This window comes from Candidatus Chloroploca asiatica, assembly GCF_002532075.1.
GTDB classification, from domain to species: domain Bacteria; phylum Chloroflexota; class Chloroflexia; order Chloroflexales; family Chloroflexaceae; genus Chloroploca; species Chloroploca asiatica.
Genome location: NZ_LYXE01000075.1, coordinates 51,297 through 65,225, shown reverse-complemented (window position 1 = coordinate 65,225; position 13,929 = coordinate 51,297). Strand labels below are relative to the sequence as shown.

Genomic DNA, 13,929 nt, shown 5'->3' with positions numbered 1-13,929 from the left:
CTGCCAGCAAAGCTGGCAGGGTGACGATGCTTAACTCACGGCACGTGCGTCCATTGCCTCTTTGATCAACTGAGCGATATCGGTGGGTTGGCGGGCAACACTGACGCCGACGGCTTCAAGCGCTTTGATCTTCTCCTGGGCCGTTCCCTCACCGCCGCTAATAATGGCCCCGGCGTGGCCCATACGTTTGCCTTCGGGCGCTGTCTGACCGGCGATGAAACTGACCACGGGTTTGGTCACGTGGGCTTTGATGAAATTGGCTGCCTGGATCTCGGCATCGCCCCCGATCTCACCAAGCAACACGATCGCTTCCGTTTCAGGATCTTCCTGGAACATCGTCAGCACATCAATGAAATTGGTACCGATAATCGGATCGCCACCGATCCCGATGATCGTCGTCTGGCCAATGCCAAGGCGCGTCAAGGCATCAACGGCTTCGTAGGTAAGCGTACCTGACTTGCTGACGACGCCAACCGGCCCAGGCACCGCGATATTGCCAGGAATAATGCCGACCTTGGCCTGACCGGGGCTCAGCAGGCCGGGGCAGTTGGGCCCAACGAGACGCACGCCACACTCTTCGACAAAGGCATAGGTCGCGACCATATCAAGGGCTGGCACGCCCTCGGTAATACAGACGATCAGCGGGACACCAGCCGCAGCCGACTCGCGAATCGCATCGGGGGCAAAGGCTGCCGGCACATAGATCACCGAGGTATTGGCCCCGGTCGCTTGCACCGCCTCTTTGACCGTATTAAAGACAGGAACGCGATCTTCAATGGCTGACTGCCCACCACGACCGGGCACGACCCCGGCGACCACGTTGGTGCCATAATCAAGCATCGACCGCGTATGGAAGGCCCCTTCTTTCCCGGTGATCCCCTGCACGAGTAGGCGCGTATCTTTGTTGATCAGAATGCTCAAAGTCTCCTCCATGACTCTACACTTGAACGGTACCGCTCAGAACCTTGGGTTGTCGTAGGAGAGTGCAGTCCTAGGCTTCGGCGACAATCGCCACGCCGGCACTGGTGCCAATGCGATCCGCGCCGGCCTCGATGAGGGCCTGGGCCGTGGCGAGGGTGCGAATGCCACCCGAAGCTTTTACCCCGATATGCGGCCCAACCACCTCCCGCATCAGGCGAATATCGGCGACCGTGGCCCCGCCACCGGCAAAACCGGTACTGGTTTTGACAAAATCGGCCCCGGTACGCACGGCCAGTAGACAAGCCACCACCTTTTCTGTCTCGGTCAGCAAGGCGGTTTCAATGATGACTTTGACGAGCGCCCCGGCGGCGTGGCTGGCTTCAATCACGGCGTGCAGATCGTGGGCTGTTTCACGCCATTCACCGGCTTTGAGCCGCCCGATGGCAAGCACCATATCAATCTCGCGAGCCCCGTGATCCAGTGCTTCTTGCGTCTCAAACACTTTACAGGCCGTCGTGTTGGCCCCCAAAGGAAAGCCCACCACGGTACAGATGGTAACTGGTGTGTTGGCAAGTAGTTGCGCACAGAGCGGGACAAAGATGGGGCTGACGCAGACACTGGCAAAATGATGTTCAGCCGCCTCACGACAGAGTTGCTCGATCTGAGGCGTGACCGCCTCGGGTTTGAGAATGGTATGGTCAATCAGGTGGGCAATTGGCGTTGTTGACGGGTCAAGGGTGGCGCGCACAAGTGGCGCACCTGAGGGGAGATCGGGTATGGCAGCGAGTTGCTGTGTAACCTGAGTGATCAGTGCTTCCATCGAACTTCCTCGTAGCCGGGAACAACCCCATGTCGCTGTGCCTGGTCAGGTATGGGGCCGTCCATACAGAGAGCGAGCGCCTTCTTTCGGGATGGGATGGGCGTTATGTGTAGAGAAAGAGTAGCGCCTATTGTAACACACCTTGCTCGCCTCTGGCAGTGATGAGGCTGGTTAAAATGTGGTACACTAACCCAAGACAAGCCCCTAAACCTTACCGTATGGGAAATCCAGGCAATGATGGCTGGCGTGGGTGCAAACGTACCATGCGCTCGGTTGACTCTGCGTAGGAGAAGGCATTGCACAAAGGATATGCGATCGAGCTTGCGAATGTGGTCAAGCGTTTTGGTGAGGTCGCGGCGGTCGATCATGTGACCTTGCAGATCCACGATGGTGAGTTTTTTTCGTTGCTTGGGCCAAGTGGTTGTGGCAAGACGACAACCTTGCGCATGATTGCCGGGTTCGAGTATCCGTCGGGCGGCGAGCTTATGATCCATGGTCGGCCTATGGCAACAGTGCCGCCCCATCATCGCCCGGTCAATACGGTCTTTCAGTCATATGCGCTCTTTCCACATATGACGGTGGCGCAGAATGTTGCCTTTGGCTTGAAGATGAAGCGGGTGCCCAGGGCTGAATTGGGGGCGCGGGTGCAGGCTGCACTCGACATGGTGCGTCTCGCGGGCTTCGCCGAGCGTTACCCCCGCCAGATGTCGGGTGGTCAGCAGCAGCGGGTGGCCCTGGCAAGGGCGCTCGTCAATCAGCCCGAGGTGCTCTTGCTCGACGAGCCGCTTGGTGCCCTTGACCAGAAGTTGCGCAAAGAGATGCAACTTGAACTGAAGAGTCTGCAACACCGCGTGGGCATTACGTTTATCTTTGTCACCCACGACCAGGAAGAAGCCCTGACGATGTCCGATCGCATTGCCGTCATGAACCAGGGCAAGGTCTTGCAGGTTGGCACGCCGACCGAGATCTATGAGCGCCCCACATGCAAGTTTGTGGCTGATTTCATTGGCGAGACCAACTTTATTGAGGGCACGGTCGTTGAACAGAGTGACGAGTATGCGACGATTCAGACGCCCGATGGTCTACAATTGCGTGGGTATACGCCCCGTCCGGTCAACCTTGGCGAGGCTGCGACGCTCTCGTTGCGCCCTGAAAAGGCGCGCCTCGTTTTGCCTAGCCATGCACGCCCCGAAGATGCGTTTACGATGCCCGTCCATGTCGAAATGATCACGTATATTGGCTCGGATACACGCATTACCGTGCGCCTCAACGAACGCCGCACCCTCGATGTCTGGGAACAGAATACCCTGAGTACCCTTGATCGCAATGCGTACTGGCAGCCCGGTGAGGCAGCGGTGCTTGTCTGCCCGCCGGCCAATGCGCTCGTCTTGACTGAATAGCGGGGAGCGTTTGAGCGCGACCGTGCCCTGGATGTTCCGACAGAGACTCGGAGGAAGCACATGGCATTATCGTCATTTGAACGTGAGCAGCAGCGCCGTGAGCAGCGTCGTCTGATAGCCCTGCTTGCGCCAGGGATGTTGTGGCTGCTCGTCTTTTTTCTCTTGCCCTTGTTGGTGATTCTGGTCTACAGCTTTCTCACCAATGGGCCCCGGGGTAACCTTCTCTGGCAGCCAACCCTGCAAAATTATGTTGATCTTTTTACCCAGTCAAGCTATGTGAATGCGTATGTGCGTTCACTCTGGATCAGTGGGCTGACCACGCTCTTTGCCCTCTTGCTTGGCTATCCCCTGGCCCTCTTTATCGTCAAGCAACCGCCGCGGGTACGCCTAGTGCTCTTGATCCTGGTGTTGATCCCCTTCTGGACCAATTTTCTCGTCCGGATTTATGCCTGGCAGATTATCCTGGCGAATAATGGGTTGATCAATACGACCCTGGGGGCCATGGGCCTGCCAACCCTCTTTTTGCTCAATACCGAAGGGGCGACGTTGCTTGGGTTGGTCTATGGTGAGTTGCCTTTTATGGTGCTGCCGATCTATGCGGCCCTGGATCGCTTTGATTTTACCCTGATGGAAGCCGGGGCGGATCTCGGGGCGAGCAAGTGGCACGCCTTTTGGCATATCATGCTGCCCATGACGATGCCGGGGGTGGCCGCAGGGGCTGTGCTGGTCTTTATTCCCACCATTGGTCAATTTGTGGTGAGTGAATTGCTTGGCGGGGCCAAGGTTGATTATATCGGCAATCTGATCCAACGCCTCTTCTTGCGCTCGAATCCACCCAACTGGCCGCTGGGTTCGGCGATGTCAACGGTGATGATGATCGTGTTGCTGGGCTTCATCTTGCTCTATTTTCGCTCGACAACGGAGGAAGATCGATGATCGAGGCGCAACCGCAGAACAAGCGTGCGCAGCGGGCAGCCTCCTGGTGGCCGCGTTTCAACAGCGGTGCCTTGACCTGGGGCCGCCTGACTTTGACCTTGCATGCGTTCCTGATGTATCTCTTTCTCTATGGGCCGATTTTCGTGCTCGTCGTCTTTTCGTTTACCCGTGACGAGTTTGGCGTGCGCTGGACAGGCTTTACGCTCGAGTGGTATGTGCGCATGTTCGCCAATGATCGCCTGATGGGGGCCGCAGGCAATACGCTCTATGTGGCCTTTGTCTCGACCGTTGTTTCGACGATCTTTGGCACCCTGCTCGCCCTGGCGATGGAACGCCACCGTTTTCGCGGGCGTACTGGCGTTGATGCGGTGATCTACTTGCCCGTGGTGATCCCCGAAATCGCGATGGCGGTCTCGTTGCTCGCCTTCTCGGCCCTCGTCCTCGAGTTCATTCGTGTCGTGACGGGCGAAGTGGTACGGCGGAGCCTTGTGACCGTGATCATCGGCCATATTGCGTTTAGTATCAGTTTTGTCACGATTGTGGTGCGGGCGAGTCTGAAACATTTCGATCGTCGTTTGGAGGAAGCCGCCCGCGATCTCGGGGCGAATAGCTGGCAAACCTTCTGGCGGATCACCTTCCCGATGATCCTGCCGGGCATTCTGGGTGGGGCGTTGCTGGCGTTTACCCTCTCGCTCGACAATTTCATCATCAGCCTCTTTCTCTCGGGACCTGGCACCTCCCTCTTGCCCGTTGAGGTCTATAATAAAGTTCGCCGTGCCGTTACACCCGAAATCAATGCGATTTCGACGCTGATGCTCGCCGTTTCGATTACGCTGGTTGTCTTATCACAGCTGGTGCAGCGCCGACGGTAAGGAGTCGGTGAACGAACGTTTCTGATGATTTGACGCAAAGACGCAAAGGCACAAAGGGTATTGAGACCGCATCTGGACGCCGAGCATGCGACGGATAGCTGTGCCAGAGGTAGAAGACTAGTGAGGAGATGCCCAACAATGCGACAAAGATTCTTCTGGTTGATGCTGGTGCTGGTGTTGCCCTGGTTGGTGGCGTGTGGTGCGGGCACCCCGACGGGGAGTGTACCGACGACAGATGCTTCGGGCGGCGAATCTGCTGCAACTGATGATGGCGTTGACCGGACCCGGTTGTCTCGGGAACTCTATTTCTACAACTGGAGTGACTATATCAATCCTGAGATCTTGACCCAGTTTGAAGAGGAGTATGGGGTACGGGTGATTGTTGATATCTTTGACTCAAACGAAGATCTGATTGCCAAGATCCGGGCGGGCAATTCGGGCTATGATCTGATTGCCCCGTCGGACTACGCGGTTCAGATCATCGCCCTTGATGACCTCGCCGCACCGCTTGATCAGACATTGTTGCCGAATATGCAGTATCTTGACCCGGGGTTGTTGAATAAGTATTTCGATCCTGGCAACGTCATCTCGGTGCCTTATATGTATGGCTTGACCGGGATTGCCTACAATCGTACCTTCTTCCCCGAGGGCATTACGAGCTGGTCGGTACTCTTTGATCCCGCCCAACTGCCCGCCTTCCGGGGGCGCTTTAGTATGCTTGATGACGAACGAGAAACCCCTGGGGCTGTGCTCAAATACCTGGGAGCATCGATCAATACGACTGATCCAGCCATTCTGCAGCAAGTTGAAACAATCTTGATTGACCAGAAACCTTTCCTTGCCTCGTACAATAGCTCGGATGTCAACCGTCGGCTCGCATCGGAAGAATTCATCCTGGCGCATACCTGGAGTGGCGCGGCCATGCAGGCGCGGACCGGTCTCGGGGACGAATTTTCTGGCAATGCGAACATAGCATTTGTCATTCCTGATGAGGGTGGGGCGATCTGGATGGACAACCTGGTCATCTTGCGTGAGTCGCCCAACGCTTATACGGCTCATGTCTTTATCAACTTCCTCTTGCGGCCCGACGTAGCGGCGACCAACGCCGACTATGTTGGCTACCTTACCCCGAATGAAGCGGCGATCCCCTTGCTTTCGCAGGAAGTCCGGGATCTCTACGCTGCGGGCTTTGCGCCCGATGAGGCGATGCTTGAACGGCTCGAATGGATCGAACGTGACGAAGACACCGTTGTCTTTACTGAATTGTGGACGCGGGTAAAAGGACAATAATTGTAGGCTCGGGGCTTGACAGCAAGGCTGTAACCTGTGATCATATAACATAGCGTCCGAGGTGGCACATGCGCCGCCTCGGCAAAGGATTGAGGTAAGTCGGTCTTCCATGGATGATAGTCTGCGCTATCCAACCGACGACTTTCAGCTACGTGAAATTGTTGCGGCCAATGCCGATGGGATCATTGTCGTTGACAGTGATGGGTTGGTGCGTTTTCTCAACCCGGCGGCGGCCGAAATTCTTGGACGGCGTGTCGATGATCTGATCGGGCAGATCTTTGGTTTTCCGGTTTTGCGCGGTGAACGGGCCGAAATAGACCTCTTGCATCCTGACGGGGCAAGTCAGGTTGCCGAGATGCGGGTAGTTGATACCGAGTGGGATGGCACGCCGGCACAGTTGATTTCATTGCGTGATATCACCGAACACCGGCGCGCTCAACAGGCATTACGTGATGCCGAAGCCTTTAACTGGGCGATCCTGAACTCGTTGACGGTTCACCTGGCGGTGCTTGATGCCAATGGCATGATCATCGCCGTGAACGAGTCCTGGTGTGATTTTGCCCGTGCCAACGGCGATCCCGAATTGCGGTATACTGGTGTTGGCGTCAACTATTTTACTGTCTGTCAGCACGCCATGGGGCTTGACTCAGAAGAAGGAACCATCACGCTCGATGGGATGCGGGCGGTGCTCGAAGGACGCCTCGCGTCTTTTGAGTTAGAATATCCCTGTCATGCCCCTCACGAAGAACGCTGGTTTGTCTTACGGGTTGTCCCTCTGCGTGGAACCCGCCCGGGACTCGTCGTTTCGCATACGAATGTCACTGAACATCGGCGGCTCAGTGAGGCGGCGGCTGAAGCACGGATGTTGCGCGCTCGTCTGAGTGAGTTTGAACGTGAATTGCGCGATGTTGATGTTCGGTCACGTGAACGCTCGCAGAATAAACGACCCCTGGCCGGAGGGGTTCTGCGGCAACGGTTGCCTGATGTGTTTCGGCATGCTTTGACATTTTACAAACAGTTGCTCGAAGAGTCGCTCAGACATCGCGCTCAGCCTGATTATGCGATTGAACAGGATCCCCGTGAGCTTGGTGAATATCTGGGTAACCATGATGCAACCGCGCGTGATGTCATTGAGGTGCATCTCGCTAGTGTTCGTGCCGCGAGCGCCAATGCCCCGCAAGTGAAGCAGCAGGCGTATCTGGAAGAAGGGCGTCTCCTTGTTCTTGAGTTGATGGGTCATCTGGCGTCATACTATCGGGCCCGCCTGATGACCTTGTTAAATGAGCCGGGGTCGCCCGTGTCGGAGCAACGGTAACCAATGAGCAGGCATCAGGCTTTTAGGCTGCGCTGTGAGGTGTCATGAATGGCCCTGCCCCCAGCAAAATAGTTCTTCATCTGTATGTGGCTGGACGCTCTCCGCGTGCCGAACGTGCGATTGCAACCCTACGGCGCCTCTGTGAGCGCGAACTGGCTAGATACGAGTGCGATCTGGTGATTATTGATGTGTTGGCCGATCCTCAGCAGGCTGAGGCACGGAAAATTCTTGCGACGCCAACTTTGATCAAGGAGTTTCCTGAGCCGCCGCGACGTATTATCGGCGACCTTGGCGTTCCTCCCGAAGAATTGTTAGCTGCTTTGAATTTGCCTTATGATGGTTTGTAGGGTTGCGGGCCTTGCTCACGCCCAGAGTGGAGAAGCACCTTGGCTACAGATGTGTCAGTGATTGAGCGGCTACCAACTGGTATCCCCGGCTTTGATCATATTGCAAATGGTGGGTTGCCGCGGGGACGAACCACGCTTGTGTCGGGTACGGCGGGCAGTGCCAAGACGGTCTTTGCTTCGCAGTTTCTGGCTGCTGGCGTGCAACTCGGTGAGGCCGGGGTCTTTGTGACCTTTGAGGAGTCGCCGGCGGCACTCCGTCGCAATATGCTTGGCTTTGGTTGGAATATTGCCGAGTGGGAGGAACAGGGCCGCTGGGCGTTTGTCGATGCCTCGCCGCAGGCTGATGATGAGTTGATGATTATGGGGGCCTATGACCTCAGTGCGCTGCTGGCTCGCATCGAGCACGCGGTGCGCCGCGTCGGGGCGACCCGCGTTTCGATGGATAGCCTCGGAGCTATCTTTAATCGTCTGGCTGATACCCGTGTGGTGCGTAATGAATTGTTCCGTATTGTGACGTCCCTCAAGAGTATGGGCCTCACAGCGGTCATTACGGCTGAACGTACCCACGAGTATGGTGATATCGGGCGCTATGGGGTCGAAGAGTTTGTCACTGATGATGTGGTTATCCTGCGCAATCTGTTGGAAGAAGAAAAGCGCCGCCGTACCGTCGAGATCCTCAAGTTCCGTGGGACGTCACATCAAAAAGGTGGCTTCCCCTTTACCGTGATCCCTGGGCAGGGTATCGTGGTGATCCCGCTGTCGGCGATTGAGTTGAAGCAGCGCTCGTCGAATGTGCGGATTAGCTCGGGTTCCCCTGAACTCGATCGGATGTGCGGGGGCGGTTTCTTCCGCGACTCGATTATTCTCGTCAGTGGGGCGACCGGAACCGGTAAGACGCTCATGTCAACGACTTTTATGGCCTCGGGTGCCCTGCGCGGTGAACGTTCGTTGCTCTTTGCTTTTGAAGAGAGCCGCGATCAGTTGGCGCGTAATGCGATTGGCTGGGGCGTTGATTTTGAGCAGATGGAACAGGATGGCCTCCTGCGGGTGGTTTGTAACTATCCTGAGGTGACTGGCCTTGAGGATCAGTTGATTTCGATTCAGGATGAAATTCTGCGTTTCCGCCCCCAGCGTGTGGCGATTGATAGCCTCTCGGCTCTTGAACGCGTTTCGACGATCAAGGGCTTTCGTGAGTTCGTGATTGGCCTCACCTCGTTTATTAAACATCAAGAGATGGCCGGGCTCTATACGTCGACGACCCCGACCCTGCTTGGTGGGACGTCGATTACCGAGGCGCATATTTCGACGATCACTGACTCGATTATTCTGCTGCGCTATGTCGAACTCTTTGGTGAGATGCGCCGTGGTTTGACGGTTCTGAAGATGCGTGGCTCGGCGCACGATAAAGATATTCGTGAGTTTTCGATTGATGGTACCGGGATGCATATTGGGCGACCGTTCCGGAATATCTCGGGTATTCTCTCTGGTCAGTTTACCCATGTTGCGCCAAGCGAAATCGAGCGTCTCAGTGCGCTCTTCCGTGATGAAGACAATCCGTTGCTGCCCGAAGGTTGACCTGGTGTCTGTATGACTGGCCCTGCTATGCCACTGGCACGTCAATGGTCCAGTGAGGTGGTATGACGTTCGATCCGCAACATTCCCGCACTCATTCTGATGGTACGCCTGGATCAACGCCTTTGCCTCTGGCTACGGAAGATGCGGTGCAAGCCCTGGTTGCTGAGGCCCGTGAAGCGCTCGCTGTCGTTGATGCAGAAGGTGTGATCCGTCTGGTGAATGCGGCAACGGAAGCGCTCTTTGGGCGTTCGGCGATGAATTTGCTTGGGCACGAGTTTGGCTTTCCGTTGGCGCATGCGCAGATCGGTGATCTGACGATCGTTCGCCCCGATCAGAGTGTTGCGATCATCAACCTCGAGATGACTGAGATTGCCTGGTATGGTGAAGCCGCCTATCTCGTTCGTATGAGCGATGTGACCTTCGAGCGCCGGGGCGAACAGTTGCTGGTTGAGTCGCAGCAACTGTTGCATCAGGCGCTTGATAGTATGGCCTCTGGGGTCGTGATGATCGATACGGAGGGCGTGATTATTGCGGCTAATCATGCCTGGCAAAGCTTTCTTGCTACCCAGAACTTTCCCCCAGAGTATGGCAAGATTGGATCCAGTTATCTGCGTCTGGCCAAACGTTTGATCGCAGCAAGTGAGCCGCCTTCCCCGACGATGCTCGAGGGGCTCCATGCCGTGCTGGCGGGTCAGCGATCCCACTACCAAAGTGAATATGCGCTGGTGATGGATCAGGGAACGCGCTGGTTTGCCATGAATGTGCTGGCATGTCGTGAGGGCTACAAGATCTACGCGATTGTGACCCACGAAGAGACAACTAGACAGCATCAGCGCGACGACCTCGAGATCGATAGCCGCCAGACCCTCGAGTTGATTGCGCGTCAGCGCAGCCTCGAGGCGGTCGTCGCACGTATTTTGTTGATGACCCAGAATAGGCATCCCGATAGTATCTATATTGCGTTGCTGGTGCCTGACGCCGAGGTCTTTCGCTCGCTCCCTAGTGAGATGCTCCTCCCCGATGAACTTGCCCTCCTTGATCGCTGGGCCAAGGATTATGCGCTGTCTGCCAATGATGCGGAAGGTGATACACTGGCTATTCAGGCCATCGATATGGCTGAAGCCGAGGCACTCTGGCCGGCCCTCCGCCCTTTGCTGTCGGCTCGGCATATTGTGATGGTCTGGCGTGCGCCGGTGCGGGCCGGGGCGCTCGGTGTGGTGGCTCAGTTGATCTGTTGTCGTCGTGTTTCGCTTGTGCCGAATGCCGATGATCTGGTCTTTATGGAACTCGTTGGGCAGTTGCTGGCAATTGCGATTGAGCAGCACGAGCATACCCGTCAGCTTGCGTATCAATCGTATCATGATCCACTCACCGGTCTCCCTAATCGCTTGCTCTTTGAGGATCGCTTGCATCAGGCCCTTGAAATTGCCCGCCGTTCGGGGAATTTGATGGCGGTGATGATGCTCGATCTTGATCGCTTCAAGCAGATCAATGATACGCTCGGCCATACCGTCGGCGATACCCTCTTGATCCAGTTGGCACGCCGGTTTGAGGGCTGTGTGCGGACCACCGATACGCTGGCGCGCCGTGGTGGCGATGAGTTTATGCTCGTCTTGCCCGATGTGAGCGGCGCACAGCAGGTGACCCGCGTCGCTCGCCGTCTGCACGATGCCCTGCGCACGCCGTTTGTGATTAACCAGCAGGAACTCTTTGTCAGTGCGAGCATTGGGGCTAGCCTCTATCCGCATGATGGCGAAAATGCTGATGCGCTGCAACGTAGTGCTGAAGCAGCGATGTATCGCGCCAAAAGCACGCTCCGCAATAGTTTTCAGTTTTTTGATGCGACGGTCAACACCGCTGCACTTGCCCGCCTGCAGCTTGAAACGCATTTGCGTCGCGCTATCGAACGGGGTGAGTTGAGCTTGCATTATCAGGCCAAGGTGGATCGCGAACGCCATGTGATTGGCGCTGAGTCGTTGTTGCGCTGGCAGCATCCTGATTTGGGCCAGATTCCTCCCGCACGGTTTATTCCCCTTGCTGAAGAGCTTGGCTTGATTGTGCCAATTGGTGAGTGGTGCCTCCGCGAGCTTTGCCGCCAGATCGGGGTGTGGGATGCAGCGGGCCTGCCTGCCGTCCGCATTGCGGTCAATGTATCCGCGTTACAGTTCTCGCAACAGGATTTCATCGCTACCTTGACCCAGATCCTTGCCGAAACAAACGTCGCGGCAGAGCGGATCGAGATTGAGTTGACCGAGAGTATGTTGATGGGCAATGTCGAAGCGGTGATGCGTCAGTTGAGTAGCCTCCGTAGCCTTGGGTTGAGTCTCGCGATTGATGATTTTGGCACGGGCTTTTCATCGCTGGCCTATTTGCAACGCTTGCCGATCAGTGTTCTTAAAATTGATCGCTCATTTGTGAGCAAAATCGGATTCGAAAAAGATAGCAGTGACCGCGGGATTGTCAATGCAATCATTACCCTTGCGCATCATCTGAGTATGCAGGTTGTTGCCGAAGGGGTCGAAACTACGACGCAGTATCAGTTTTTGCACGACATGGGCTGCGATTTCTTCCAGGGCTATCTTTTCAGCAAACCAATTCCTCCTGAACAATTTGCCGAGGTGTTGCGTACCGGGATGGCAGCGCTTTGAGCGACAGGTTGTTTGACGCAACGGCTCCACGGTCATTCCGAACCCTTCGACTGCGCTCAGGGCAGGCGCAGTGAGGAATCTGCACTGATCGTCATGGAAGACCCCTCACGTTCGTTCGGGGTGACAAGGGCGGGCCTGGGCAACACCCTGGTTGCTCACAGCATCACTGGCCCGTGGGCCACTTGGTACTCAGCATGACATGGCTGCACGCATGTCAGAAAACTTAAGTTACAGACTACTGAGGACGGTCTGCCGATGCAACCTACACTTATTCTGGGGCTTGGCAATCCAATCATGTCTGATGATGGGCTTGGTAGCCACGCATGCCAGCAGTTGCAGCGCTGGTATGGTACACTGCCCGATGTGGTGGTCTTTGACGGCGAGACGCTTGGTTTGCATCTGTTGCCGCAGCTTGTTGGGGTGGCGAACCTCTTGATGGTCGATGCCGTGGTGACTGATGATCCCCCTGGGAGTCTGGTGCGCCTTGAAGGCGAGGCGATTACGGCAGGGATGGCTCGTCAACTTTCGCTGCATCACGTTGGTCTCGCCGAACTGTTGGCCCTGGGGAGCCTCGAAGGTGCGATGCCGTCGCGCTGCGTGCTCTGGGGCATGGTGCCCGCACGGCTTGAGCTTGGTACCGCGTTGAGTGCAACGGTTGCCGCTCGTTTGCCCGCGCTACTCGACGCAGTGGCCGCCGAGTTGCAGGGTTGGGGTATTGCCAGGCAGGATCGCGATGCATGAGTTGTCAGTGACCGAGCATATTTTGCGTGTGGCGCTTCAGGCGGTTGATGGTCGCCGTATCCTCGCGATCGATCTGGTCGTTGGGAGCCTGAGTAGTTTTGTTGATGACTCGGTGCAGTTCTATTTTGAGATCCTGAGCCGTGAGACGCTTGCCGCAGGGGCGCTGCTTCGCTTTCGCCGTGTTTCTGCCCAGTCAACCTGCCTCGCCTGCCAGGTTGTTACTCCGGTTGATCCGCCTTTGCCGTTCGCTTGTCCTGCCTGTGGCTCATCGCAACTGCGTGTCAGCGGTGGCACTGAGTTTTACCTCGCGAGCATTGAAGTCGAAGAATTGTAACGCAGTGTTGCCAAGTCACAATCTTGTCACCTGGATTATCGGCTACAGTTGAGCAACAACGGGAGGTACGCCAATGAAGGTGAATGTTGTTCAGGCGATTTTGAGTGACAATGATGCCGTCGCTGCCGAGAATCGCGCTGCCTTTGATGCGGCAGGTCTCTTTGCGGTGAATGTGATGGCTTCACCGGGTGCCGGCAAAACTGCTTTGATCCTGGCAACGGCGGAACGCCTGCCTGTCGGTGTGGGCCTTGGGGTGATTGAGGGCGATCTGGCTTCGTCGCTTGATGCCGAGACAATCGCGGCCCGTGGCTTGCCGGTGGTGCAGATCAATACCGGCGGCGGCTGTCATCTCGATGCACCAATGATCCGCACGGCGCTGCCCCATCTCGATCTCTCCAGTCTACGGCTCTTGATGGTGGAAAATGTGGGCAATCTGGTCTGCCCGGCGAATTTCAAGCTGGGCACCCATGCCAATGTGGTGGTTGCCAGTGCGCCTGAGGGCCACGATAAGCCGTATAAGTATCCGGGCATGTTTGCGGCTGCGGATGTAGTACTGTTGAATAAAGCCGATCTCTGCCCCGTCTTTGACTTTGATCTTGAGTTCTTTCGCCGTGGCGTGCAGATGGTGAATCCCGAAGCTCCCATCTTCACGGTTTCGTGTCGTACGGGCGCGGGCCTTGATCAGTGGATCGATTGGGTTCTGAGTCGGGTCTAGAGCTATGGAGAGAGC

13 protein-coding genes are annotated in these 13,929 nt (G+C 56.4%); 11 read left to right on the top strand and 2 right to left on the bottom strand.

The genetic code is table 11. From position 1 onward, the window contains the following. Nucleotides 1-30 precede the first annotated feature (30 nt). A complete protein-coding gene (gene sucD, locus A9Q02_RS08775) occupies nt 31-921 on the bottom strand; it encodes a succinate--CoA ligase subunit alpha (RefSeq protein ID WP_097652027.1) in 891 nt (296 codons plus the stop codon). A 70-nt stretch (nt 922-991) separates the two neighbouring features. Further along, nucleotides 992-1,741 carry a deoxyribose-phosphate aldolase gene (gene deoC / locus A9Q02_RS08770; protein WP_097651999.1) on the bottom strand — a complete coding sequence of 250 codons (750 nt, stop codon included), beginning with the start codon at nt 1,739-1,741 and terminating at the stop codon, nt 992-994. 296 nt (nt 1,742-2,037) lie between these two features. On the opposite strand from deoC, the gene A9Q02_RS08765 reads away from it, so the two are divergent. The 11 genes from A9Q02_RS08765 (at nt 2,038) to hypB (ending at nt 13,914) form a co-directional block, all read left to right on the top strand. Continuing rightward, nucleotides 2,038-3,141 carry an ABC transporter ATP-binding protein gene (locus A9Q02_RS08765; protein WP_097651997.1) on the top strand — a complete coding sequence of 368 codons (1,104 nt, stop codon included), beginning with the start codon at nt 2,038-2,040 and terminating at the stop codon, nt 3,139-3,141. A gap of 60 nt (nt 3,142-3,201) precedes the next feature. Beyond that, nucleotides 3,202-4,077, top strand: coding sequence for an ABC transporter permease (locus tag A9Q02_RS08760; protein ID WP_097651995.1), 876 nt, complete (start codon nt 3,202-3,204; stop codon nt 4,075-4,077). Continuing rightward, complete coding sequence (locus A9Q02_RS08755; RefSeq protein ID WP_097651993.1) at nt 4,074-4,949, top strand: ABC transporter permease; 876 nt, start codon at nt 4,074-4,076, stop codon at nt 4,947-4,949. Before A9Q02_RS08760 ends, A9Q02_RS08755 begins: the two co-directional genes overlap by 4 nt. Before the next feature lie 138 nt (nt 4,950-5,087). Further along, a complete protein-coding gene (locus A9Q02_RS08750; protein ID WP_097651991.1) occupies nt 5,088-6,239 on the top strand; it encodes an ABC transporter substrate-binding protein in 1,152 nt (383 codons plus the stop codon). 109 nt (nt 6,240-6,348) lie between these two features. Next, a complete protein-coding gene (locus A9Q02_RS08745) occupies nt 6,349-7,554 on the top strand; it encodes a PAS domain S-box protein (protein ID WP_097651989.1) in 1,206 nt (401 codons plus the stop codon). Between the two features lie 86 nt (nt 7,555-7,640). Then, a complete protein-coding gene (locus A9Q02_RS08740; protein ID WP_483862429.1) occupies nt 7,641-7,901 on the top strand; it encodes a circadian clock KaiB family protein in 261 nt (86 codons plus the stop codon). Nucleotides 7,902-7,940: 39 nt separating this feature from the next. Next, nucleotides 7,941-9,476 carry a circadian clock protein KaiC gene (gene kaiC / locus A9Q02_RS08735; RefSeq protein WP_172450804.1) on the top strand — a complete coding sequence of 512 codons (1,536 nt, stop codon included), beginning with the start codon at nt 7,941-7,943 and terminating at the stop codon, nt 9,474-9,476. Nucleotides 9,477-9,538: 62 nt separating this feature from the next. Further along, complete coding sequence (locus A9Q02_RS08730) at nt 9,539-12,124, top strand: sensor domain-containing protein (protein ID WP_097651985.1); 2,586 nt, start codon at nt 9,539-9,541, stop codon at nt 12,122-12,124. A gap of 255 nt (nt 12,125-12,379) precedes the next feature. Beyond that, complete coding sequence (locus A9Q02_RS08725; protein WP_097651983.1) at nt 12,380-12,865, top strand: HyaD/HybD family hydrogenase maturation endopeptidase; 486 nt, start codon at nt 12,380-12,382, stop codon at nt 12,863-12,865. After that, nucleotides 12,858-13,199, top strand: coding sequence for a hydrogenase maturation nickel metallochaperone HypA/HybF (locus A9Q02_RS08720; RefSeq protein WP_097651981.1), 342 nt, complete (start codon nt 12,858-12,860; stop codon nt 13,197-13,199). The genes A9Q02_RS08725 and A9Q02_RS08720 overlap by 8 nt, the downstream gene beginning before the upstream one ends. Before the next feature lie 73 nt (nt 13,200-13,272). Continuing rightward, nucleotides 13,273-13,914: a hydrogenase nickel incorporation protein HypB gene (gene hypB / locus A9Q02_RS08715; protein ID WP_097651979.1), complete on the top strand. Its 642-nt coding sequence runs from the start codon at nt 13,273-13,275 to the stop codon at nt 13,912-13,914. Nucleotides 13,915-13,929: the final 15 nt, after the last annotated feature.

What these genes read in the sequence shown, in the direction of transcription:
- deoC (WP_097651999.1), bottom strand. Translation starts at nt 1,741, where the DNA reads ATGGAAGCACTGATCACTCAGGTTACACAGCAACTCGCTGCCATACCC.
- A9Q02_RS08760 (WP_097651995.1), top strand. Translation starts at nt 3,202, where the DNA reads ATGGCATTATCGTCATTTGAACGTGAGCAGCAGCGCCGTGAGCAGCGT.
- A9Q02_RS08755 (WP_097651993.1), top strand. Translation starts at nt 4,074, where the DNA reads ATGATCGAGGCGCAACCGCAGAACAAGCGTGCGCAGCGGGCAGCCTCC.
- A9Q02_RS08750 (WP_097651991.1), top strand. Translation starts at nt 5,088, where the DNA reads ATGCGACAAAGATTCTTCTGGTTGATGCTGGTGCTGGTGTTGCCCTGG.
- A9Q02_RS08745 (WP_097651989.1), top strand. Translation starts at nt 6,349, where the DNA reads ATGGATGATAGTCTGCGCTATCCAACCGACGACTTTCAGCTACGTGAA.
- A9Q02_RS08730 (WP_097651985.1), top strand. Translation starts at nt 9,539, where the DNA reads ATGACGTTCGATCCGCAACATTCCCGCACTCATTCTGATGGTACGCCT.
- A9Q02_RS08725 (WP_097651983.1), top strand. Translation starts at nt 12,380, where the DNA reads ATGCAACCTACACTTATTCTGGGGCTTGGCAATCCAATCATGTCTGAT.
- A9Q02_RS08720 (WP_097651981.1), top strand. Translation starts at nt 12,858, where the DNA reads ATGCATGAGTTGTCAGTGACCGAGCATATTTTGCGTGTGGCGCTTCAG.
- hypB (WP_097651979.1), top strand. Translation starts at nt 13,273, where the DNA reads ATGAAGGTGAATGTTGTTCAGGCGATTTTGAGTGACAATGATGCCGTC.